Annotated in this window: 25 protein-coding genes; 17 read left to right on the forward strand and 8 right to left on the reverse strand. The window is 34.1% G+C overall.

Annotated elements, in window-relative coordinates; translation table 11 throughout:
- Nucleotides 1-12: 12 nt before the first annotated feature.
- The 3 genes from ACO05K_RS13565 to ACO05K_RS13575 all read right to left on the reverse strand — a co-directional run bounded on the left by ACO05K_RS13565 (nucleotide 13) and on the right by ACO05K_RS13575 (nucleotide 6,105).
- On the reverse strand, nucleotides 13-1,602 hold the full coding sequence (locus tag ACO05K_RS13565) for a RagB/SusD family nutrient uptake outer membrane protein (protein WP_421944971.1): 1,590 nt from the start codon (nucleotides 1,600-1,602) through the stop codon (nucleotides 13-15).
- Between the two features lie 94 nt (nucleotides 1,603-1,696).
- Nucleotides 1,697-4,621 (reverse strand): SusC/RagA family TonB-linked outer membrane protein, encoded by a 2,925-nt coding sequence (locus ACO05K_RS13570; protein ID WP_421944972.1) that lies wholly within the window; start codon nucleotides 4,619-4,621, stop codon nucleotides 1,697-1,699.
- Between the two features lie 458 nt (nucleotides 4,622-5,079).
- Nucleotides 5,080-6,105 (reverse strand): LacI family DNA-binding transcriptional regulator, encoded by a 1,026-nt coding sequence (locus ACO05K_RS13575; RefSeq protein ID WP_421944973.1) that lies wholly within the window; start codon nucleotides 6,103-6,105, stop codon nucleotides 5,080-5,082.
- A gap of 261 nt (nucleotides 6,106-6,366) precedes the next feature.
- Here ACO05K_RS13575 and ACO05K_RS13580 point away from each other — a divergent pair, with 261 nt between their 5' ends.
- Nucleotides 6,367-6,726 (forward strand): response regulator, encoded by a 360-nt coding sequence (locus ACO05K_RS13580; protein WP_421944974.1) that lies wholly within the window; start codon nucleotides 6,367-6,369, stop codon nucleotides 6,724-6,726.
- A 57-nt stretch (nucleotides 6,727-6,783) separates the two neighbouring features.
- On the opposite strand, the gene ACO05K_RS13585 is transcribed toward ACO05K_RS13580, so the two are convergent.
- Nucleotides 6,784-7,149 carry a DUF6717 family protein gene (locus ACO05K_RS13585; RefSeq protein ID WP_421944975.1) on the reverse strand — a complete coding sequence of 122 codons (366 nt, stop codon included), beginning with the start codon at nucleotides 7,147-7,149 and terminating at the stop codon, nucleotides 6,784-6,786.
- Between the two features lie 62 nt (nucleotides 7,150-7,211).
- On the opposite strand from ACO05K_RS13585, the gene dinB reads away from it, so the two are divergent.
- Both dinB and ACO05K_RS13595 read left to right on the forward strand, forming a co-directional pair.
- Nucleotides 7,212-8,312 (forward strand): DNA polymerase IV, encoded by a 1,101-nt coding sequence (gene dinB / locus ACO05K_RS13590; protein ID WP_421944976.1) that lies wholly within the window; start codon nucleotides 7,212-7,214, stop codon nucleotides 8,310-8,312.
- Nucleotides 8,313-8,443: 131 nt separating this feature from the next.
- On the forward strand, nucleotides 8,444-9,016 hold the full coding sequence (locus ACO05K_RS13595; RefSeq protein ID WP_421944977.1) for a hypothetical protein: 573 nt from the start codon (nucleotides 8,444-8,446) through the stop codon (nucleotides 9,014-9,016).
- Here ACO05K_RS13595 and ACO05K_RS13600 read toward each other — a convergent pair.
- On the reverse strand, nucleotides 8,959-9,408 hold the full coding sequence (locus tag ACO05K_RS13600; protein WP_421944978.1) for a helix-turn-helix domain-containing protein: 450 nt from the start codon (nucleotides 9,406-9,408) through the stop codon (nucleotides 8,959-8,961). The genes ACO05K_RS13595 and ACO05K_RS13600 overlap by 58 nt on opposite strands.
- A 229-nt stretch (nucleotides 9,409-9,637) precedes the next feature.
- On the opposite strand from ACO05K_RS13600, the gene ACO05K_RS13605 reads away from it, so the two are divergent.
- Both ACO05K_RS13605 and ACO05K_RS13610 read left to right on the forward strand, forming a co-directional pair.
- Nucleotides 9,638-10,000, forward strand: a complete 363-nt coding sequence (locus tag ACO05K_RS13605; RefSeq protein WP_421944979.1) for a putative quinol monooxygenase — start codon at nucleotides 9,638-9,640, stop codon at nucleotides 9,998-10,000.
- A 40-nt stretch (nucleotides 10,001-10,040) separates the two neighbouring features.
- Entirely contained in the window at nucleotides 10,041-11,099 is a 1,059-nt protein-coding gene (locus ACO05K_RS13610; protein WP_421944980.1) for an NAD(P)-dependent alcohol dehydrogenase, read from the forward strand.
- A gap of 53 nt (nucleotides 11,100-11,152) precedes the next feature.
- Here the strand turns inward: ACO05K_RS13610 and ACO05K_RS13615 are convergent, their stop codons facing one another.
- The gene (locus tag ACO05K_RS13615) at nucleotides 11,153-11,800 is read right to left on the reverse strand and encodes a DUF1349 domain-containing protein (protein ID WP_421944981.1); all 648 of its coding nucleotides are present in this window, start codon (nucleotides 11,798-11,800) and stop codon (nucleotides 11,153-11,155) included.
- Nucleotides 11,801-11,919: 119 nt separating this feature from the next.
- Here ACO05K_RS13615 and ACO05K_RS13620 point away from each other — a divergent pair, with 119 nt between their 5' ends.
- The 9 genes from ACO05K_RS13620 (at nucleotide 11,920) to ACO05K_RS13660 (ending at nucleotide 18,178) form a co-directional block, all read left to right on the forward strand.
- The gene (locus ACO05K_RS13620; RefSeq protein ID WP_421944982.1) at nucleotides 11,920-12,672 is read left to right on the forward strand and encodes a response regulator transcription factor; all 753 of its coding nucleotides are present in this window, start codon (nucleotides 11,920-11,922) and stop codon (nucleotides 12,670-12,672) included.
- 127 nt (nucleotides 12,673-12,799) lie between these two features.
- Entirely contained in the window at nucleotides 12,800-13,657 is an 858-nt protein-coding gene (locus tag ACO05K_RS13625; protein ID WP_421944983.1) for a hypothetical protein, read from the forward strand.
- 181 nt (nucleotides 13,658-13,838) lie between these two features.
- Nucleotides 13,839-14,264 (forward strand): DUF7336 domain-containing protein, encoded by a 426-nt coding sequence (locus ACO05K_RS13630; protein ID WP_421944984.1) that lies wholly within the window; start codon nucleotides 13,839-13,841, stop codon nucleotides 14,262-14,264.
- Nucleotides 14,265-14,406: 142 nt separating this feature from the next.
- A complete protein-coding gene (locus ACO05K_RS13635) occupies nucleotides 14,407-14,844 on the forward strand; it encodes a VOC family protein (protein ID WP_421944985.1) in 438 nt (145 codons plus the stop codon).
- 199 nt (nucleotides 14,845-15,043) lie between these two features.
- Nucleotides 15,044-15,298 (forward strand): hypothetical protein, encoded by a 255-nt coding sequence (locus ACO05K_RS13640; protein ID WP_421944986.1) that lies wholly within the window; start codon nucleotides 15,044-15,046, stop codon nucleotides 15,296-15,298.
- A gap of 47 nt (nucleotides 15,299-15,345) precedes the next feature.
- Complete coding sequence (locus ACO05K_RS13645) at nucleotides 15,346-15,765, forward strand: VOC family protein (protein WP_421944987.1); 420 nt, start codon at nucleotides 15,346-15,348, stop codon at nucleotides 15,763-15,765.
- Nucleotides 15,766-15,978: 213 nt separating this feature from the next.
- Nucleotides 15,979-16,785: an alpha/beta fold hydrolase gene (locus tag ACO05K_RS13650; RefSeq protein WP_421944988.1), complete on the forward strand. Its 807-nt coding sequence runs from the start codon at nucleotides 15,979-15,981 to the stop codon at nucleotides 16,783-16,785.
- A gap of 117 nt (nucleotides 16,786-16,902) precedes the next feature.
- Nucleotides 16,903-17,253, forward strand: coding sequence for a nuclear transport factor 2 family protein (locus tag ACO05K_RS13655; protein WP_421944989.1), 351 nt, complete (start codon nucleotides 16,903-16,905; stop codon nucleotides 17,251-17,253).
- A 40-nt stretch (nucleotides 17,254-17,293) separates the two neighbouring features.
- On the forward strand, nucleotides 17,294-18,178 hold the full coding sequence (locus ACO05K_RS13660; RefSeq protein ID WP_421944990.1) for a tetratricopeptide repeat protein: 885 nt from the start codon (nucleotides 17,294-17,296) through the stop codon (nucleotides 18,176-18,178).
- A 13-nt stretch (nucleotides 18,179-18,191) separates the two neighbouring features.
- Here the strand turns inward: ACO05K_RS13660 and ACO05K_RS13665 are convergent, their stop codons facing one another.
- Complete coding sequence (locus ACO05K_RS13665; protein WP_421944991.1) at nucleotides 18,192-18,722, reverse strand: NAD(P)H-dependent oxidoreductase; 531 nt, start codon at nucleotides 18,720-18,722, stop codon at nucleotides 18,192-18,194.
- An 89-nt stretch (nucleotides 18,723-18,811) separates the two neighbouring features.
- Between ACO05K_RS13665 and ACO05K_RS13670 the strand changes: the two genes are divergently transcribed.
- The 3 genes from ACO05K_RS13670 (at nucleotide 18,812) to ACO05K_RS13680 (ending at nucleotide 20,209) form a co-directional block, all read left to right on the forward strand.
- The gene (locus ACO05K_RS13670; protein ID WP_421944992.1) at nucleotides 18,812-19,183 is read left to right on the forward strand and encodes a winged helix-turn-helix transcriptional regulator; all 372 of its coding nucleotides are present in this window, start codon (nucleotides 18,812-18,814) and stop codon (nucleotides 19,181-19,183) included.
- Nucleotides 19,184-19,208: 25 nt separating this feature from the next.
- Nucleotides 19,209-19,637, forward strand: coding sequence for an NAD(+)--rifampin ADP-ribosyltransferase (gene arr, locus ACO05K_RS13675; protein ID WP_421944993.1), 429 nt, complete (start codon nucleotides 19,209-19,211; stop codon nucleotides 19,635-19,637).
- A 71-nt stretch (nucleotides 19,638-19,708) separates the two neighbouring features.
- Entirely contained in the window at nucleotides 19,709-20,209 is a 501-nt protein-coding gene (locus ACO05K_RS13680; protein ID WP_421944994.1) for a GNAT family N-acetyltransferase, read from the forward strand.
- A gap of 7 nt (nucleotides 20,210-20,216) precedes the next feature.
- Here ACO05K_RS13680 and ACO05K_RS13685 read toward each other — a convergent pair whose 3' ends face one another.
- Nucleotides 20,217-20,843, reverse strand: coding sequence for a flavodoxin family protein (locus ACO05K_RS13685; RefSeq protein WP_421944995.1), 627 nt, complete (start codon nucleotides 20,841-20,843; stop codon nucleotides 20,217-20,219).
- Between the last annotated feature and the right edge of the window lie 9 nt (nucleotides 20,844-20,852).

The following is a 20,852-nucleotide window of genomic DNA, read 5'->3' on the forward strand; positions in this document are numbered from 1 at the left end:
TATAAATAAAGATTAATAACCTGTGTTTTGAACCAAATTCGGATTAGCAATTAAATCTGCTAATGGAAGCGGATAAAGATTACGGAAAGCTGGCAACGAAGTACCTGCTTGCGTACCACCTTTAAATGGCCATATGTATGAAGAGCCTGTAAATTTACCGAAACGAATTAAATCCGTACGACGGTGTGCTTCCCAGTATAACTCACGACCACGCTCATCTAAATAAAAATCAGTTGTTAATGCCGCTGCACTTACATTGCCTGATGTATTTCCGTAAGCTCTGAAACGTAAAGCATTTACGTAAGTTAAAGCTTGTGCCACAGTACCACCAGAACCACCACGGGCAACAGCTTCTCCATAAATTAAATATTGTTCAGCCAAACGGAATAAAGCAAAATCTAAAGAACTGAAGGTTCCATTTAAAGATCTGCCAGGTGCGCCTGATGATGTTATGTTTTTAAATTTCGTTACACGTAAACCATCTGTAAATTCTCCAACTGCATCAACATTTCTCTTTGCTCCAAAAAACACACCTCGTGTATCTAAAGTTCCATTAGCATCTGGAAATAAATTTGGCAAATTCTGACGGGTTCTGTTACCGCCCCAACCACCTGCAGGCACACCAAAACTTGTTGGGTTCATATCTGCATTGATACCGGCATTAATTAAAAATGTTGTTCCGCCATAATTGGTTCCGTTTATACCATCATAGTTAATGGTTAAGATGTTTTCAGTATTGTTTACATCGTTATCTGCTTTAAACAAATCCATATAGTTTGCTTTTAATTTATAACCACCATTGATAACTTTGCTTGAATAAGTAATGGCTTCAGTATATTTTGCCGTGCCAGTGTAAACTTGAGCATTTAGGTATAATCTAGCTAACAATGCCCAATCTGCACCTTTATCAGCACGACCATATTCATTTGCTATTGGTTCTGCTAAATCGCTTTCAATAGCTTTCAATTCAGATTCTATGTAATTGAATAATGCTGGTCTTTGAATTTGTTTTGGATTAACTTTACCAATATTATCATCTTCCGTTACAAATGGTGGATTACCGAAAGCATCAAGTAAAACCCAATATTGAAAAGCACGTAAAAAACGAGCCTCAGCACGATACTTTGTAATCGCTGTTGCATCAGCACCAGTGATATTTCTGCTTGCTAATTTTTCTGGTGTACTTTCACGTAAGAATTCATTGCAAAAAGTAATTTGCAATACACTTCTCGAATATAAACCACGTAAAAATTGGTTATCTGGTGTTGGAGTACCAAAATCTAATTCCGGAATACCAACATCGCCCCAAGCACAAATTGCTTCATCGGTAACTAACTCTTGAGATGTCCAAAATAGACGTAGAAAATCTGCGTAACCAGCATTTAATCCACCTACATCACTATTATCAGAACCAGACGGACTAGTTAGTGCATAAGTTGCATATAATTTAACTAAACTATTTTTATATCCTGCCGGAGTTGCATAAACAGTAGCAGATGTTACATCATTAGTTGGTGTTAAATTAAATGACTCTTTCTTGCATGAATTTAATGTCACCAGTAGTAATCCTGATGCCACTAATATTTTAAATGAATCTTTCATTTTCATATTTTTTCGTTGATAGGTATTGTTCACAGTAATCTCTGCACTTGTTTTTTGGGTGTATAGATTATTAGTGTTCATTGCTATTTAATAATTAAAACCCAACATTTAAACCTAATGTGTATGTTCTCGGACGAGGATACAAGTTATAATCGATACCTGAAACTGATTCAGGATCTATCCCTTTGTACTGAGATACGACAAATACATTTTGGCAGTTTGCCGAGATACGCATTGAAGCATTACCATTTTTGGATAATTTACCTACATTGTATGATAAGCCAAGATTATCCATTTTTAAGAACGATGCATTTCTGATGTAATAATCGCTTAAGTACTGAACACCAGATGCTCCTGAAAAATTGGTATTAAATAAATCTGATGTAGAATTATTTAATATACCTTGTGTGCTTAACACATTATTTCTGATACCGAAGTTAGAAGAAATATTATCGTAAATATAGTTACCTAAATTTGCTCTTAATACGGTGCTTGCTGTCCATCTTTTGTATGTGAAAGATGTATTGAAACCCAATGTAATTACCGGATCAGGTGATTTGTAAAAATACTGGTCACCATCGTTAACGACACCATCTTTATTTAAATCTTCGTAAACACCTTCTAATGGTTTTCCATCAGCGTTGTATACTTGTTTATATACAAAAAACGAACCTGGTAATTGATTTACAGCATTGTATTTTAAGTGAATACCAGTACCTCCGGTAATATCACCAGCATCAATTTTAAAACCTGAATTAGGATTTAATGTTAAGTTAGTAACCTTTCTTTTATTGTAAGCACCGTTTACACCAATATCCCAAGTTGTATTTTCTGTTTTAATTGCAACATAATTTAAGCTTACCTCAGCACCTCTAACTTCCATGTTACCAACATTGGTAGTTAAAACGTTACTAAAGTTTGTTCCTACTGGTATGGTTACAGTACTTAATAAATCTTTGGTTTTTTTGTAATAAGCATCAATACTACCATACAATCTGCCTTGTAAAAATCCATAATCTAAACCAGCATTATAAGTAGTTGTAGATTCCCATTTTAAATCTGGGTCGTAACCTGCCGGACTGTAATAATTGTAGAAAGTGTTTCCAACCTGATACTGACCATTATTGGTGCTAGCATAGTATTTAGATAAATAATCATAATTACCAATACCATCTTTATTACCAGTTTCACCATAGGTTAGTCTTAATTTCAAATCAGATAATACTTTGCTGTCTTTCAAGAAATCTTCGCCTATAACTCTCCAGGTAAAACCAACTGATGGAAAATAACCCCAACGATTGTTTTCTGCAAATTTTGATGAAGCATCAGCCCTCATAGTACCTGATAGAATATATTTATCAGCTAAAGTGTAATTGAAACGACCGTAGTAAGAAAGTAATTTATTTTGATCAATTGAGAATGGGAAAACTGGTGTAGTTTGTAAAACCCCGGTACCTCTGTAAGTTGCATAATTATAATTAGTAACGGCATCATCGTAATAGCCATAACCACCGGTAAAATCAAATCTGCTTTTACCTATTGTTTTAGCATAAGTTAAATAAGCTTCAGAGAATTTATTCATCTCTGTATTTAATCTTCTAGAAAAAGAACCTTCAGTTGAAAAACTTTGTGCTGCAAAAATAGGAACAATTGTACGTCCATATCCTTTTGAATAATCGTAACCTACATTTACTACGGCATGTAATTCTGGTAAGAAATGGAAAGAATAATCCAATTTAACGTTACCAAAACTTCTTGCTGCATTGCCATGATTATCTTGTTGCCTGATTAATGCAACAGGGTTACGAGGTGCGTTTGGATTTGGAACTCCAGCAGATGTAATCCATTCGAAGTAATTTCCAAATTTATTTGTAGCATTAACCGGTTGTGTTGGGTCGAACTGAATGGCAGCGCCAATTGCTCCATCATTTGGATATTGAGAATCAGTTAATGAGCCTTTTAAATTTAACTCGATTTTTAAATGATCTTGAAATAATTTTGGTGAAATTGAGAAAGCACCTGTAGCTCTTTTTAATTTACTGGTAATTACAACACCTTCTTGTTCTAAATAACCTGCTGAAACACGATAAGGAACACCTTTAAATGAACCAGAAAGACTTAAATTGTTATCTGTTGTAAAAGCAGTTCTGTAAATTTCATCTTGCCAATCTGTATTAGCAGTGCCCAATAAAGCTATTTGGGTAGCATTACCATTGGCATTTACAAATGCACGAACTTGATCCGCAGAAAGCACATCTACTTTTCTAGCTACAGTAGAAATTGAATTATTAGTGCTTAAATTTATTTGTGGAGCACCAGATGTTCCTTTTTTAGTTGTAATTAAAATTACACCGTTTGATGCTCTTGAACCGTAAATAGCTGTTGCATTCGCATCTTTTAATACCGTAAATGTTTCTATATCATTCGGGTTAATTAAAGAAAGAGGACTAGGTGCATTACCAATACTGTTTCCACTGAAAGGAACTCCATCAACAACAATAAGCGGATCAAGACTTGCATTTAACGAAGCACCACCACGAACGCGAATAGTACTACCGCCACCTGGAGCACCACCACCTGAGATGATGTTAACACCCGCAACTTTACCTTGAATCAATTGCTCTGGTGTAGTAATTGTTCCTTTTTGGAAATCTTTAGCACTTACTGTTGTAATTGAACCTGTTAGGTTTTTCTTTTCGGCAGTACCATAACCGATAACAACTACTTCATTTAATTTTTGTGCATCTGGCACTAATTGGAAACTAACAGTTGCGTTTGCTGCAACACTTACAGCCTTATCCATAGTTTGGTAACCTACAAAACTTGCAGATAAGGTTAGGGAACCTGTTGATAAACCCGCCAGTTTGAAATTACCATCAGCATCTGTTGATGTACTTCTGGTAGTTCCTTTAACTAAAATGGAAGCACCAGGCAATGGTTGGCCGGTTTCATCAAGCACTTTACCAGAAACTGATCCGGTTTGTGCTTTTACGATTAATGCTGAAAAAACTAACAGCATCAAAAGCCCCTGTTTTAACAGGTAAAATACTTTCATATTCGAAGCTCTTTTAAGTATAAAAATTTGGTTAAATATTATTGTGATTTACACACCCGACTAATTTACAGCACTAAATCATAATTCAAAATTTATTTAAAAAATATATTTTTGGCGATATTTTAGGGTTAGTTTTTTATTTAAAAATCAATAAATTTTTGAAAATTAAAATTCATATAGTCTGAGTATTATATTTATAATTAATTGATATTAAATATTTTACAAAAACAAAAAACAAATTTAAAGTGTATTTTTTACACTAAGTGATTTTTAGCTCCATTTTCGGGAACGTTCCCGGCTATTTTCAGCGCAATTAAGAATAATTTTCGGGAACGTTCCCGAAGAAAATCAAAAATTCTGCTTAAAATACACTAAGTGAGTATATTTTTTATCAAAAAAACGTTGAAAAATGGAGACGATTTTTAACGCTTTTCAGGCGAATTTGAAGTCGAATTTCGCATGATTATTTTAGACTGCAAAACTACTTCTAAAGAGCTGTTTTTATCACTTTTCTGATCCAAAACTCTGAAGAGCATTTTGGCAGCTTCCGTACCAATTTCGGTAGCGGGCTGGGTTATAGTTGTTAATGATGGATTTAAAAGCGGCGCAATTTCCAGACTTGAAAAACTGATTACCTTTAACTCATTAGGAATGGATATATTTAAATCGTAGCAAGCATAGTATGTTGCAAAAGCTAAACGCTCAACAGATGTGAAAACACCATCAGGTTTTAATTGTGTTAAAGCATCTTTTATAATTATACTGTTTTCTTCGTAACTATTGCTGCAATCAACAATTAATTGTTCCTCAAAAATTACGTTATGTTTTGCTAATGCATCTATATAACCCTGCATACGTGTTTTACCGATTGATAAACTTTTATTTACAACCAGATAAGCAATTCTTTTGCAACCTTGCTCAATTAAATGTTCGGTTGCCAAGAAACTGCTGTTATAATCATTTGTAATAACGCGTGGCGTTTCAATGTCTTCATAAATTCTATCGAAAAACACTAGCGGCAAACGATTTGCACCAAACTTGTTCAAATAATTGTGGTCATTTGCCTCACCAGAAACCGACATTATAATTCCATCTGCCCTACCGTTGTGCAAATGCCTGATGAAATTAATTTCTTTATTAAAATCATCATCTGTAACATAAATCAGAATGTGATAACCATTTTCCCGGGCAACCCGTTCAATGCCATGTATGGCCTGCGAGAAATAATTGTTGGCAAGTTCCGGAACAATTACTGCAATAGTTTTACTTTTTTGCTCGCGTAAATTACTTGCATAATGGTTTGGTTGGTAGTTTAATTCTTTAGCTTTAGCCAAAATCAGTGCTTTCGTATCTGCCTTTATATCACTATTATCTCTAAAAGCTCTTGAAATTGTAGAGGTAGATAAATTTAAAGCTTCTGCTAATTTCTTTATATTAATACTATCCATTTTGGTTAACAAACCTTATAATTGTAAAAATTCTGCTGTAAATATAAAATATTATAACACTAATACGTCGAATTTTAAAAAATCAAAAAAACCACAAAAAGCCGTAATTATGTAAATAAACTCATACATTGAGACACATAAACTTATAAAAGCAAAGAAATATTTATTAATTAAAACAAAACACAAGCATTAAGTATTAATACTGTATTGAAATTCAGTTGTATCTGAAATCAAGCAAACACAAGTACTTGAATAAATTTAATGGGAACTAAAAAAATTCTTATTGCAGACGATGATGAGGGCATAGTCGATGCAGTTTCGATGATATTAGAAGTTATGGGTTATGAGGTAGATTTTACTTATGATGGTGGTGCAGTTTTAGACGCCGTAAAGAAAAAACCCGATTTAATACTCTTAGATATTTGGATGAGCGGACATGACGGCAGAGATATTTGCAAACAACTCAAAAGCGATCCTGATTACAGCGGCATTCCAATATTAATGATTTCTGCAAGTCGCGATATAAAACAATCGGCATTAGATGCAGGCGCAAATGATTTTATGGAAAAGCCATTTGAAATGGACTCATTGTTAAACAAAGTTGATTTATTATTGAATTAGATTTACTCACATTTTTATTGCATTTAACTTAACAGCGAATGATGGCGATATTTCCACTTATGGAGTTTGGTCATCAGTGCCCTTAAAATAAATAATTTCTGGCAGCGATTTAAAAACAAATTCAGTAACGTAACAAAGCCATAATTTGTGGTTTATGTGGTTTCCGTTAAAGTATTCTAGTAAATAATCGCCACCTCCCCCCAAATTTTCTTCACGGGTATAAACAAGTTTAAGCTGTTCGGCATCAGGCATGTGATTATCTGCCCAGATAATTTTACATTCATCATTCGATGTAGCAATCCAATCCAGCAATTCATCCGCTCCTTCTACCATTTGTAAGTCGGCCGGATCGCCTCCCCACTCCGGTATATCTGCATACCATTCACCTTTTGCATTTTTGTAAAACCTGATTGCTCTTTCCATATTTTGTAAAGAAAAAAAATCTAAATCAATTTTCAAGATAAAAACCCGATTTTAGAGTATTAATGCTGGAGCAAGACAAACAAAATTTTAGGAAAATCATTCACATTGATATGGATGCGTTCTATGCATCTGTAGAACAACGTGATTTTCCAGAATATAGAGGCAGACCTTTAGTTGTTGGTGGAAAACCCGATAGCAGAGGTGTTGTGGCAACAGCCAGTTATGAAGCTCGTCAGTTTGGAATCCGTTCTGCAATGTCTTGCAGCAAGGCTTATCAGTTATGCCCAACTGCAATATTTGTTTATCCGAGGTTTGATGCGTACATCGCAGTTTCTAAATCTATCAGAGAGATTTTTAGTCGATACACAGATATTATTGAACCACTTTCCTTAGATGAAGCTTATCTTGATGTTACCGAAGACAAACTCAACATTGGTTCGGCGATAGATATTGCGCAATCTATAAAAGATGCAATTAAAAACGAGTTGAATCTTACTGCTTCGGCTGGTGTTTCGATAAATAAGTTTGTGGCGAAGATTGCATCAGACATGAACAAACCCGATGGTTTAACTTTTATCGGTCCTTCAAAAATAAAAGCTTTTATGGAAAAACTGCCGGTTGAAAAGTTCTTCGGTGTGGGTAAGGTAACCGCCGCAAGAATGAAAGCGATGCAGTTAAATAATGGTTTGGATTTAAAGAAACTTACGGAACAACAACTAATTGCTCAATTTGGTAAAACCGGGAAATTCTACTACAAAATAGTTCGTGGCATTGACGAACGCCCCGTTCAGGCACATCGCGAAACAAAATCTGTTGGTGCAGAAGATACATTTGCTACCGATACTAGCGATGTTTCTGTTATGCACAATCTTTTAAACCAAATTAGCCAAACGGTTGCAAAACGACTTGAACAAAAACAGCTGAAAGGCAAAACCATCACCATTAAAATTAAGTTCGAAGACTTTAAACAAATAACAAGAAGCCGTTCGTTTGCACAGCCGATTGATAAAGCTGAATCTATTTATAAAGAAGCTTTGATTTTACTCAGCGAGGCTGAAATAGGTTTTTCGAGGGTTAGATTATTAGGCATTACAGTTTCTCGTTTTTACGATGATTTAATTGATGACAGCGCAAGAGATAACCAGCTGGAATTTGAATTTTAGCAATAATAACCATCTTACAATAACATTGCCAATAAACAATCATTCAAGGATTTACACACTAAAAATATCTTTTATTTAATTATAATCCTTATCTTAACTCATCGAAATTAAAGCATTTCCCAATGAAAGTTATGGTTAGAAAAAATGCTGAGGCATTAGAACAGGAGCTTATCTGGCTTCAAAAAATAATAGACATTAGAATTAAATCTTTCTTTAATTTAGAACACGAGCATTCGAGCATTTACGATATTGAACCACCTGACATTAGCAACGATGAATCTTTCTACGCAGAAGTACTTAAGCGAGATAATGTAAGTACAGAAGAAAGAATAGTTCTGCTATTAGCTTTAGCACCACACATCAGACCAGAAATGTTTGATATTTTTTTAACGAAAAACCCTTTATACAATAAAAACTACACTGAATTTGGTGGTGTTAAGGATAAAAAACACGATAGTTTTATTCCAACCGGAGAAACTGCTTCTTTTATTTTAGCAGATCAAAATCTGGAGAGGAGATTTCATCTTTTTAATCTCTTTTGCGATGAGCACTATTTCAGCAAGCGCAATATTTTATACATTATAAAACCAAAAAATTATGAACCTTATTTATCTGGCGCTTTAATAATTTCGCTTGAATACTTAAGTTATTTAACTGTTGGTGTTTCGAAATTCACTGCACCAAATCCACTTTTCCATGAGTAAAAGGTATTAAGCTTTCTATATTTTGATGGACTTATTTTAACATGCTTTTTAAAAAATCCGTTGAAATTAGAGGTTTCTGTAAAACCTAATGCATAGCTAATTTCTGAAATGTTTAGTGTTGTTTTAGTTAGAAGTTTTTTAGCTTCTTTTATAAACCGATTACTAATTAAATCGGAAGTTGTTTTACCTGTTACATCTTTTACTGCCCTGTTAAGATGGTTTACATGAATATTAAGCTGATTTGCAAATCCTGAAGCCGAACGAAGTTTGTATTCCTTTCTTTGTTCAGCACTTGAAAACTGTTCTTCTAAAAATATCAGAAATAATGTTGTGATGCGATTTGAAGCATTTGCAGGCACATAATGTAAATCAGAAACTATTTTTGCGCTCATTTGAGTATTCCTTTTTTAATACTTGGTTTATCTGGTAAATCAAATTTAATATTTCCATGTGCTGCTTTTCTATCTCAAAGGATACATCAGTAATAATGGTATAAAATACCGTAATTGATATAATAAGTAATGCTGAAATAGATAAGACTTTTGTTCTATACAGACCATTTTAAACTTTTAAAGAAACATGAAGAATATAAGAAGCTGCTATCTGCTAAAAATTTTAATAATGACGTTTGTAATTGTAGGATTTGTTAACACCTTAACTTTCGCACAATCAGTACAAATGGTGCGAATTGCAAAACTGGAAATCTATCCAGAGCATTTAGCGCAGTACAAAAAACTTTTAGAGGAGGAAATTACCAGCTCTATTAAAAAAGAACCTGGCGTACTCACTTTATATGCTGTTGCAGAAAAAGACAGACCAAATTTCATTACAATATTTGAAACCTACCTTGATGAGCAAGCCTATCAGAAACATTTAAAATCACCTCATTTTATAAAGTATAAAACTTCAACAGAAAAAATGGTAAAAAACCTTGAGCTTATTCCTTGTTTACCAATAAGCCTTGGTGCAAAACAAAAACACTGATTTATTTATTAATCATACTAGAAATTAAAACATAAAATAAATGGAAACATTCGAAATAAAAGCATTCGGAACAGATTCAAAAACCGAAGCGCTTAAAGAATTAACAATTAAACGCAGAGTAACCACACCAAAAGATGTAGAAATTGATATCCTTTTCTGCGGCGTGTGCCATTCTGATTTACATACCGCCAGAAACGATTGGGGCGGAAGTGCTTATCCGGTAGTTCCTGGGCACGAAATTGTTGGTCGTGTTACCAAAGTTGGCAGCGAGGTGAGTAAATTTAAAGTTGGAGATATTGCAGCCATCGGTTGTATTGTAGATTCTTGTCAGGAATGCGCATCATGCAAGCAAGATTTAGAACAATACTGTATTCCAGGCTTTACCGGAACATACAATGCAAAAGATAAACATCTTGGCGGCCGTACATTTGGTGGCTACTCTGAAAAAATTGTGGTAGAAGAACACTTCGTTTTAAAAGTTCCGGAAAACCTTGATTTGGCTGCAACTGCGCCACTACTTTGTGCAGGAATAACAACCTGGTCGCCGTTAAAACATTGGAACGTTACTAAAGACAGTAAAGTTGCTGTTGTTGGTTTAGGTGGTTTGGGCCATATGGCAATAAAACTAGCCAAAGGATTAGGTGCTGAAGTAACACTTTTTTCAAGATCTCCGGAGAAAGAAAAAGATGCTAAAGAATTAGGTGCGAACGAGGTTATCATCTCTACAGATAGCGCACAGATGAAAAAAGTAGCCGGAAAGTTCGACTTAATTATTGATACCGTTCCTTATGTACATGATGTAAATGAATACATCCCAACGTTAAACATTAACGGTACAATTGTGTTGGTTGGTTATTTAGGTCCGCTTGACCCGATGTTGAACACCGTACCAATGATTATGGGCAGAAAATCTGTTGCCGGCTCGGTAATTGGTGGCATTGCCGAAACGCAGGAATTATTAGATTTCTGCGGCGAACACAATATCGTTTCGGATATTGAAGTAATTAAAATGCAAGATATTAACGAAGCTTACGAACGTATGCTTAAAAGTGATGTTCGCTATCGTTTCGTAATCGATATGGCTTCGCTTAAAAACTAAAAACATAAAACGGATAAGCAAGCTGCAAAAAATCTTGCTTATCCATTTTTACCTTATTGATGATTTTTTAACCACTCCAACCTGCGTTGATCAGGCAAGTGTTTTACCGAAAAGTTTTCAAATTTAGCTTCAAAACCTGCTCCATCCGGACTTGCGGCCATTAAACCTACCATAACGGGTGCGTTATCCTGCAGAGGCGCATTACGTGTCATAATGTAATTTTTATCATCAAGAGAATAGAAAATCTCTAAAGCATCCAATCTGCGAACAACTTTTATCCAAATAAATGGAGGAACCTTTTCTAAAGGCAAAACACTCCAATCGCTTTTATCGTGGGTAACAACCGTACTTACATTAAATTTTCCATCAACAAACTCCACTCCTGTTTTAATATAATTCTTTTCGTTGGTACGTATCATTAAACCCATCTGGTCGAACCGGGCTTTATAAGCACCCGTTAATTTAACCTTTGCTTCGAACTCACCACCGTAATTTGCAAAATAAAATGGGGCATCATCTACAGTAAAACCATAGTGAGCTATGCGCCAATAATCACTTTGTGGCGTTACCTGCATGATTAGGCTGTTATCTTTTATTTGCCATTTTGCAGGCTCATTAAACCATTGCATTTTTTCGAGGGTTTGCGCTTTCAATTCCAGCAAGCTGAACATAAGGCTTAGTGCCAAAAGGATTTTTTTCATTATCGAAGATTTCGTTTTAAGATTTTTTAAAATCACCATTCTACTTTAGTAAGTTAGCAAAGTTATTTGCCGCTAATTATAAATTCAATGGTAAAAAATAACCATAACAGCGCTTGCCAATGAGAGACCTACTCGATATAAAACTTTTCTCGCAACCTTTTCAAAACAACTTAAATAAAGATTTACAATTAGAAAGCGCCAAATACATTGCCCAGATGTATAGCAAATTGGAAAACTGCATTAGTGTTTTAAGCGATTTAAAGGCAAGAAAAAGTTATATTTCTTACAGTGCTGTTGCGGATAAAATCGGGCTTACCAACCGACCTACCGAAATTAAATCTATTTGGGAAGATGAGTTATTAAGTAAAGTGCATACAGAAGATCTTCAAAAAAAATACCGCCTCGAATTTCAGTTTTTTAAAATATTAAACAATGTTGATGTTCTTGAGCGAACAAATTACCAGCTAATTACCCGGCTAAGAATTAAAGATACAACGGGCAAATACATATTAATAAAACATAGATTGTTATACGTTTCTAGCTCTGATGATGGGAGTATTTGGCTGGCTTTATGTTTATATGATGTTGTTTACAATCACCCAGAATTTACAATTCCTGATGGGGTAATTATTAATACGCTAACAGGAAAAGTTATAGAACACGATGAGCAAAAGTTTAGCAACATCATCTCAGAAAGGGAAAAGGAAATTTTACACTTAATTAAGCTCGGTTACCGCAGCAAAGAAATCGCCGATAAACTTTCATTAAGCATAAACACCATAAACCGGCACAGGCAAAATATTTTTAATAAGTTAAACGTAACCAATGCGCTTGAAGCCTGCCGAATTGCAGAAACCACAGGTTTGTTTTGAGGTGGTTATTACACTTAAAAAAGAATTGGATATTTTTTCTCAATTAGATTTAGAAATGTTTTATAACTTGGATTTAGGCAATGCGTAAATTTAGGTGTTATGCCTAATTTTAAAATCGAACGAAACAATGACACATTTAATTGAAGAAAATAAATTTGACGAGTTAAAGGAAGCCTTAATAAATTCAACTGAATATAAAATATACTTATATCTTTTGGATGTTTTAAATGACAAAACGGTTGAAATTGATGGAGAAAGTTTTTCAGCAGATAGATACCAGGAAGAATTTTTAGAAGGCTTGCAAATATTTGAGGCTCTCATCAAATCCAATATTGACAAAGTAAAACTCGATAAATTTCTAAATATCTTAGTTGAACTAGCTTTCAAAATGGGTGGATTTATTCAACTAATGTCTCAAACTGCAATGAACAAAGGTGTCTACTTATCTGACATTGAAGAATTATATAAAGTAAATCCAGCTATAAGACAGAGATTACAAGATTTCATTGAGTTTTTAAAAAAATCTGAAAATCAAGATAAACCAATTGCAAATCTTTCAGCTACAAAAGCACAAATATCTAGTTCAATTGGAAATTTATTGGAAAAATATGAAATTGGAGAAGATATGCTACAATTCGCTCAGTCATATGAAAGAGTTGAACAAACAGAAACGGCAATGAAAATTTATCGAGGTATTATGAATGACTTCGAATCCGAATCCGTAAAGGCAAGTAGCGGATTATTTCCTGAAATTTCATTTGTTGACGACAGACCTGAAAGTGAAATCAAAGTATTTGAAACTGCTAAAAAAAGTTTTGAAAGGCTAAGTGGACAAATTATAGCTGAACCAAAAAGAGTTCACATAAACAAAAATGAAAAAGCGAAAGAAATGGTGCTTGAAATGGAAAAAGCAAGTAACCAAACGTCACAAAAAAATGAGGGCGGATTTCTGAATAAACTAAAACGACTGTTTAAGAAAAACTAGGCATAACAAAGGTTTTGCAATAGTGGGGCGAAACTGCAAAGTTCAAGGGTAGTTCTTCGTTTGAACTTTTGTAAAAAATTGAAGATTTCCGATGTAAAATCGAGACAGGTCGTGCTTTGATTTTCCCCTCCATCGCAAAGCCCTGAAACGTTATGGATAATTTAAAAACATCAAAAAAACAATGAAAACAGTGTTTATTCTATATCATTCTTACGAACTTGAAGGATGTGATGAGACCAAATTAATTGGTGCATATTCGACAAAAGAACAAGCTGAATTGGCAATAATTCGACTTAAAGATAAGAATGGCTTCAAATATAGACCAGATGCATTTGAGATTTCTCAACACGAACTTGATCAAGATAACTGGAAAGAAGGTTTTTCGACTATGACAAACATTCAAGTAAAAAATAAAAACGATACTTGGATAACAGTTGAAGCCGAGTGCTTGCCGGATAACCTGTATCAAATTTGGGAGCTAAACGAAAATAAATTACTAGGTGAGTTTAAACATTTGGACATTGTAGAGTGTGAAGAAAAAGACAATGATTTATTTGCGGTTAAACTTGTAAGTAAATCTGACATACAACCAAGTAACAACAGTTAAACATATCCGAAGAGTTAATAAGGGCTTTTCGATAGTGGGGTGAAACTGTATTAACTTAATCAAACAATAACCAAATCAATACGCACCGCCCAAAATAATTCACTAAATTTAATTATTAAAAATCTAACCAAAAAAAAAACTTATGGCAATTATCAATCCTCACATTAACTTCAACGGAAATGCCGAAGAAGCTTTTAATTTCTACAAATCAGTATTTGGCGGAGCATTTGCAAAAATTATGCGTTTTAAAGATTTAGCAAGTGATGATTTTCCGGTATCAGAAAACGAAGCAAATAAAATCATGCACATTGCTTTACCTATCGGACCGAACATTTTAATGGGAAATGATGTTCCGGAAATTTTAGGTAAAACGAACGAAAATGAAAACAGAAGTAAAATTTCTATAAGCGCAGAAAGCAAAGAAGAAGCCGATAAATTATTTAATGGGCTTTCGGCAGGCGGACAAGTTGAAATGCCTATTGCTGAAAGTCCATGGGGTTCATATTTTGGAATGTTCAGAGATAAATATGGTATTGAATGGATGGTAGATTTCGACCCGAATTACAAAGGGCAAATTTAATCAAGATAATTTAAGAATCGTTTGTAACGAATTATCTCTCAGCTTCTATTGTTTAAATGTGCCTTCAATTTATGCCATATCGCAAAAAAGTAATTTTGTATCTCTGTTAAAATTTGTAATTTAATATTACGTTTCTATCGAAACTTCCTCCCTATCTAAAATCCCAATAAATTATTAGAAAACAAATATTTAAACACTAATGGAAGAAATAGAATTAATGAGTTTAACGGACCAGGAATTAATAGACGAAAGAAAAGAACTAAAATCATTCTCTATACTAAATGCTTTCCTTATTGGTTTTTTAGTAGGAATTATTTTTGTGAGCATTTATTACAGCGCATATAACGTTTCACTTATCATACCTCTTTTTCTTATTTACAAATTTACTAATGACCCAAAAAACAAAAGGGTTAAAAAGGTAGATGAGCTATTGAAAGAACGAAACATAAAATAAAGAACCAAGCTATATAGTAAAGAAAACCAAATCAAAAAATCTGTAATATGAGCAAACAAATTTTCATCAACTTCCCTGTTAAAGACCTACAAAAATCAACAGATTTTTACACTGCATTAGGCTTTACAAACAATCCACAATTTTCTGACGATACTGCAAAATGTATGGTTTGGAGCGAAAATATTTTCGTAATGCTTTTAAACCACGAGAAATTTGCAACTTTTGCAACCAAACCAATTGCCGATACTAAAGCGGGTTTAGCAGGTCTTTTTTCATTATCGGTTGATAGTGTTGAAGAAGTAAACAAAATTGTAGAAGCTGGTTTAAAAGCCGGCGGAACTGAACCTAACGAGTTAAGAGATTATGGCTTTATGGTACAAAGAACCATCGAAGATTTTGACGGACATACCTGGGAAGTTTTCTTTATGGATATGACCAAATTTCCGACAGAACAGCCAGCAAGTTAATAACTACAAAATAAATACTTATCCTTTAAGGAGAAATTAAATTATAAAAAAGCTGAAGCGAAAACTTCAGCTTTTCTCATTAAATTAGTTTTTGCTATTTCTATCATTTGCAAAAAAAGATGTGAATAAATGAAAATTATAAGGCTTAACATTATTTTATTTTTTCTTTTCGGGCAGCTATGCTACGGACAAAAAACTAATCAAAAAACAAAAATGGAAACAGCATCAAAAAACAATATTGCTTTTAAAAGTGGGTATTCTGATGTGAATGGAATGAAAATGTATTACGAAATCCATGGAAAAGGAAAGCCAATTGTTCTTGTTCATGGTGGAGGTTCTACCATCCAAACTAATTTCGAAAAAGTTATCCCATTGTTGGCCAAAAACCGTGAAGTTATTGCTGTTGAAATTCAGGCACACGGGCGCACAAGCGACCGCAACGCTGACCTTACCTTTGAACAAGACGCAGATGATATTGCAACGCTGCTGAAAAATTTAAATATAGGCAAAGCCGATTTTTTAGGTTTTAGTAATGGTGGTACAACAACTTTGCAAATCGCTATCCGCCACCCAAAATTGGTTAACAAAATAATTTTAGGTTCTGCACTCGCTAAACGCAATGGAGTGCCAGATTGGTTCTGGGGATTTATGGCTCAAGCGAAACTAGAAAATATGCCAAAACCATTGCAAGATGGCTATAAAAAGGTTGCGCCAAATCCTGATGGTTTACAGGTAATGCATGATAGAGACGCTAAAAGAATGGTAAATTTTAAAGACATTCCTGATGAACAGATTAAAGCAATTAAGGCTCCAACACTAATTATTATTGGCGATAAAGATGTTATTTTGCCAGAACATGCGTTGGAGTTACACAGGCAAATTGCAAATTCGGAACTAGCAATAATTCCTGGCGGACATGGAGAATACATCGGAGAAATTACGACTTTAAAACCTGATTTTAAAGAAAGTGAGCTGGTTATTCCGCTGATTGAAAAATTCCTCAACAAGGTTGAAAAATAACCATAGATTAAAAACAAAATTTCGGATTCTGGCTGAGTATTTCTTGTAACCGAATCGAACTACTGAATGTCTAACCACTTAATTATTGCACCCAATTACTAATTTTAACAAAAAACCATGACATCAACACATATAGAATTAGTAAAGAAAGCATACAACGCCTTTAACAACAGAGATATTGATACCGCACTTTCTACAATGCACCAAAATGTACAATGGCCAAAGGCTTTTGAAGGTGGGTACGTAAGCGGACATGATGAAATAAGAGCTTACTGGACAAGACAATGGTCGGAGATAAATCCTGTTGTTACACCAGTCGCTTTCAAAGAAAGAGAAAATGGAAGCTTAGAAATTACAGTACATCAAAAAGTTAAAGATTTACAAGACAATATAATTTTTGATGGAAATGTAAAACACATCTACAACCTAGAAGATAATTTATTGAGGCGTATGGATATCGAACTTTAACAAACTTTAAACATCATCTTAAAAACATCAGACCTAATCTATGAAGAACCTCGTTTTTTATCACTTCGCTTTTTTCACACTTTTATCGTTAAGTGCATTTTCACAATCGAAAGATAATGCAGAATTGCAAAAAATGTACGATGAAGACCAAGGTGCAAGGCAATCTGGCAAAATAGATTGGAAAATTTTATCTAAACAGGATAGTTTAAGAGAACGAAAAGTTTACGAATTTATTAAAGATGGTAAAATTGTAACCGGTAAAGATTACTATAATTCGGCCATGATTTTTCAACACGGTAGAGATACAACAGCTTCTGCAATGGCTGTTAAACAAATGAAAAAAGCGATTGAATTAGACCCCACAATTAATAAGTGGTTATTAGCCGCCGCGATTGATAGAGACTTGATGAGGAGAAATAAACCTCAGATTTATGGAACGCAGTATATTAAAATGGGAGAAAATGCAAAATTTGAACGCTATAAAATTGATACCACTAAGGTTACTGACGAGCAAAGAAAATATTACAACGTAGAAACCCTTGCCGAGCAGAAGTTAAAAGAGCGAAGCATGAATCTACTTTCAGTTTCTGATTATCATTCAAAATCAAATGCAATTGATAATACGGTAAAATTTATAAAAACTGAGTTTAAAAAAGGAGCACAATCTGAATATGATATTTCTGAAAGTAGAATTAATACCTTCGGTTATGAATTAATGGGTGCTAATAAAGAAGAGGAAGCCTTAAAGATTTTCAAACTCAATACAGAAATTTACCCTAACGGATTTAATGCTTTTGATAGTTATGGTGAATGCTTAATGAAGCTTGGCAAAAAAGCAGAAAGCTTAAAGGCATATAAAAAATCGTTAGCACTAAATCCGAAGAATGATAATGCAAGAAAAATTTTAAGCGAGAATAAAATGTAATTCTATCAATGCTTTAAAAAGAGTTTAAAAATTCAAGATAAAGCGGAACACTTTTTTCTATGTACTCATCAGTAGTGTTAAGTTCGATTCCGTAATAGGCAAAGAATGGTTTGTAATCTGCCCTAACATATTCAAAACTAAGCTCAAACGGTCGGGTTAATTCTTCCAACGTATATCTATATTTTTCTCCTTGATTGTATTCGTGTTCCTCTACCCCTACGGACATAGCTAAGGCAACTTTTTTGCCCGAAACTTTGTAGCCGCTTTTACTTCCGTAAGCCCATCCGTATATTAAAACTTCATCAATCCATTTTTTTAGCAAGGCCGGACAGCTAAACCAAAAAACTGGAAATTGAAAAACAATTTTATCGTATTGCTCTACCAGTTGTTGCTCCTTTAAAACGTCAATATTTCCGTCAGGATAAGTTTTATGCAAATCATGTATGGTATAAATTTCAGGGTACTTTTTCAATTCTGCCACCCATCTTTTATTAATTACAGATTTATTTAAATCGGGATGAGTTACAATTACTAATATTTTCATTCGTTTTTATTTTAATTCAAATTTACGAGCCAAACCCGTCATTTTGTATATTAGCTACCAATTGTAATGTACTATCAAAAATGTAAGTAATGACTGAAATCAAGCAGACATCAACAAATTTTGCAAACAAGCAGGCATTAGCCGATGAATGTCCGGAGGTTTATGCTGCCAATTTAATCGGCGGACAATGGTCTTTGGTAATTTGTTCTTGGTTACTAAACGGCAAATTACGTTTTGGAGAATTGAAAAAATTCTTGCCCAACATAACCGAAAGAATGCTGACTTTACAACTCCGGAAACTCGAAGAAAATAAAATTGTAAGTCGAAAGGTTTATGCACAGGTTCCACCGAAGGTAGAATATGAATTAACTGAAATTGGCTACGAATTAAAATCTGTTATCAAAGGTCTGGAAAAATGGGGAGAAAGACATAAAAACCTAATTAACACATCTGAAAGTTAGAAATTAGAAATCAATAAATAAATTTATGAGCGATTCAATTCAGAATAATCAGGATAAAAACTTAGAGGTTTTTTATCATGGCACCAAAGCCGATTTAAAAATTGGCGACTTAATCAAACCTGGTTTTAATTCAAATTACGGAAGCCGAAATAAGGCCAAATTTGTTTATTTTTCAGCAACACTGGAAGCTTCTATCTGGGGCGCAGAATTGGCAGTTGGTGAAAACGCAGAAAGAATTTACATCGTTGAACCTATCGGGAAATTTGAAGACGACCCTAATTTAACGGATAAAAAATATCCCGGCAATCCAACAAAATCCTACAGAACAGCGCAAGCTTTAAAAGTAGTTGGAGAAATTAAGGAATGGAACGGACATACTCCAGAGCAATTAAATGCAATGAAAGCTAATCTCGAAAAGCTAAAGCAACAAGGAATCGAGGCGATTGAAGATTAATTATTTTGTAAAGAATAAATTATGACTTTACTCCGTTTGATGTAGAAAATCCATTCTTTTATATTTGCGATATGGAGATAAGATTAGCACAAACAGAAGATGTTCCGGCAATTATGCATTTGGTTAAAAAAGTTGTTCCGCTTATGCGTGCCACAGGAAATTTTCAGTGGGGAGATGATTATCCAAATCCAGAAGTTTTTGAAAAAGACATTGCAATTGGCCAATTGTGGGTGGCAGAATTAGATGGTAAAATTGGTGGTGTTTCGGCCATTACAACCGACCAAGACCCTGAATATGCAGATGCAGGTTGGGATATTACAGAGGAAGCCATTGTTACACATCGCCTTGCGGTAGATCCTGATTTACAGGGAAAAGGAATTGCCAAGGCGCTAATGCAACAAGCTGAAATTGTAGCGAACAACAGAGGCATAAAAATACTTAGAGTTGATACCAATACTGAAAACAAGGCAACTAATGCTTTATTTCCTAAACTTGGTTACGATTTTAGTGGCGAAATCAGTTTGGCGAAAAGACCGGGATTAAGATTCTTCTGTTATCAAAAATTGCTATAAAAAATTATTACAGCAATTCTATTTTCTTTAACCAATCTTTAACTTGTTTTTCTACTTGTATGTACTTTTCACCTTCCATAATATACAAAATATTATCTCGCTCTACACCGCCTTTGGTGCTGTAACCTTCTAAGTGTTTGCTACCACTACTAAGTTCTTTTACCGTTTCAAAGCTACTGCCAATACCATAACCTGCATTAGTGTTAAACGGAATAACGGTTTTGCCCTTTAAATTATAGGTTTTTAAAAAGCTTTTAATTGGTGGCGGCAACTGCATAGACCATGTTGGGAAACCAATAAATACCAAATCGTAACTTTCTATATTATTAATTTTAGTTTTCAATGGCGGTAGAAATCCCGAATTGAGTTCTCTTGAAACTTGCTCCACTGTTAATTTATAATCTGTTGGATAAGGATTTTTAACTTCAAGCTCAACTAAATCGCCACCAATGTTTTTATAAATCATTTCCGCAACTGCTTTTGTATTTTTAGTCCGGGATAAATAAACTATCAAAATCTTTTTCTTGGCAATATTTTGTTGTTTAGAATTCACATCTGGTTGCGCATTACTGCAAGCTGATGTGAAAAATGTAATTAAAAATCCGAGGCAAAAAACCAAAAACTTATTCTTCATTTTATGAGG

The sequence above is a fragment of the Pedobacter sp. genome (genome assembly GCF_965227205.1).
Taxonomy (GTDB): Bacteria; Bacteroidota; Bacteroidia; order Sphingobacteriales; family Sphingobacteriaceae; genus Pedobacter.

What these genes read in the sequence shown, in the direction of transcription:
- ACO05K_RS13640 (WP_421944986.1), top strand. Translation starts at nt 15,044, where the DNA reads ATGGAAGAAATAGAATTAATGAGTTTAACGGACCAGGAATTAATAGAC.
- ACO05K_RS13635 (WP_421944985.1), top strand. Translation starts at nt 14,407, where the DNA reads ATGGCAATTATCAATCCTCACATTAACTTCAACGGAAATGCCGAAGAA.
- ACO05K_RS13685 (WP_421944995.1), bottom strand. Translation starts at nt 20,843, where the DNA reads ATGAAGAATAAGTTTTTGGTTTTTTGCCTCGGATTTTTAATTACATTT.
- ACO05K_RS13580 (WP_421944974.1), top strand. Translation starts at nt 6,367, where the DNA reads ATGGGAACTAAAAAAATTCTTATTGCAGACGATGATGAGGGCATAGTC.
- ACO05K_RS13615 (WP_421944981.1), bottom strand. Translation starts at nt 11,800, where the DNA reads ATGAAAAAAATCCTTTTGGCACTAAGCCTTATGTTCAGCTTGCTGGAA.
- ACO05K_RS13665 (WP_421944991.1), bottom strand. Translation starts at nt 18,722, where the DNA reads ATGAAAATATTAGTAATTGTAACTCATCCCGATTTAAATAAATCTGTA.
- ACO05K_RS13570 (WP_421944972.1), bottom strand. Translation starts at nt 4,621, where the DNA reads ATGCTGTTAGTTTTTTCAGCATTAATCGTAAAAGCACAAACCGGATCA.
- ACO05K_RS13605 (WP_421944979.1), top strand. Translation starts at nt 9,638, where the DNA reads ATGACGTTTGTAATTGTAGGATTTGTTAACACCTTAACTTTCGCACAA.
- ACO05K_RS13625 (WP_421944983.1), top strand. Translation starts at nt 12,800, where the DNA reads ATGACACATTTAATTGAAGAAAATAAATTTGACGAGTTAAAGGAAGCC.
- ACO05K_RS13585 (WP_421944975.1), bottom strand. Translation starts at nt 7,149, where the DNA reads ATGGAAAGAGCAATCAGGTTTTACAAAAATGCAAAAGGTGAATGGTAT.
- ACO05K_RS13595 (WP_421944977.1), top strand. Translation starts at nt 8,444, where the DNA reads ATGGTTAGAAAAAATGCTGAGGCATTAGAACAGGAGCTTATCTGGCTT.
- ACO05K_RS13600 (WP_421944978.1), bottom strand. Translation starts at nt 9,408, where the DNA reads ATGAGCGCAAAAATAGTTTCTGATTTACATTATGTGCCTGCAAATGCT.
- ACO05K_RS13645 (WP_421944987.1), top strand. Translation starts at nt 15,346, where the DNA reads ATGAGCAAACAAATTTTCATCAACTTCCCTGTTAAAGACCTACAAAAA.
- ACO05K_RS13620 (WP_421944982.1), top strand. Translation starts at nt 11,920, where the DNA reads ATGAGAGACCTACTCGATATAAAACTTTTCTCGCAACCTTTTCAAAAC.
- ACO05K_RS13565 (WP_421944971.1), bottom strand. Translation starts at nt 1,602, where the DNA reads ATGAAAGATTCATTTAAAATATTAGTGGCATCAGGATTACTACTGGTG.
- ACO05K_RS13670 (WP_421944992.1), top strand. Translation starts at nt 18,812, where the DNA reads ATGACTGAAATCAAGCAGACATCAACAAATTTTGCAAACAAGCAGGCA.
- arr (WP_421944993.1), top strand. Translation starts at nt 19,209, where the DNA reads ATGAGCGATTCAATTCAGAATAATCAGGATAAAAACTTAGAGGTTTTT.
- ACO05K_RS13680 (WP_421944994.1), top strand. Translation starts at nt 19,709, where the DNA reads ATGGAGATAAGATTAGCACAAACAGAAGATGTTCCGGCAATTATGCAT.
- dinB (WP_421944976.1), top strand. Translation starts at nt 7,212, where the DNA reads ATGCTGGAGCAAGACAAACAAAATTTTAGGAAAATCATTCACATTGAT.
- ACO05K_RS13575 (WP_421944973.1), bottom strand. Translation starts at nt 6,105, where the DNA reads ATGGATAGTATTAATATAAAGAAATTAGCAGAAGCTTTAAATTTATCT.
- ACO05K_RS13610 (WP_421944980.1), top strand. Translation starts at nt 10,041, where the DNA reads ATGGAAACATTCGAAATAAAAGCATTCGGAACAGATTCAAAAACCGAA.
- ACO05K_RS13650 (WP_421944988.1), top strand. Translation starts at nt 15,979, where the DNA reads ATGGAAACAGCATCAAAAAACAATATTGCTTTTAAAAGTGGGTATTCT.
- ACO05K_RS13630 (WP_421944984.1), top strand. Translation starts at nt 13,839, where the DNA reads ATGAAAACAGTGTTTATTCTATATCATTCTTACGAACTTGAAGGATGT.
- ACO05K_RS13655 (WP_421944989.1), top strand. Translation starts at nt 16,903, where the DNA reads ATGACATCAACACATATAGAATTAGTAAAGAAAGCATACAACGCCTTT.
- ACO05K_RS13660 (WP_421944990.1), top strand. Translation starts at nt 17,294, where the DNA reads ATGAAGAACCTCGTTTTTTATCACTTCGCTTTTTTCACACTTTTATCG.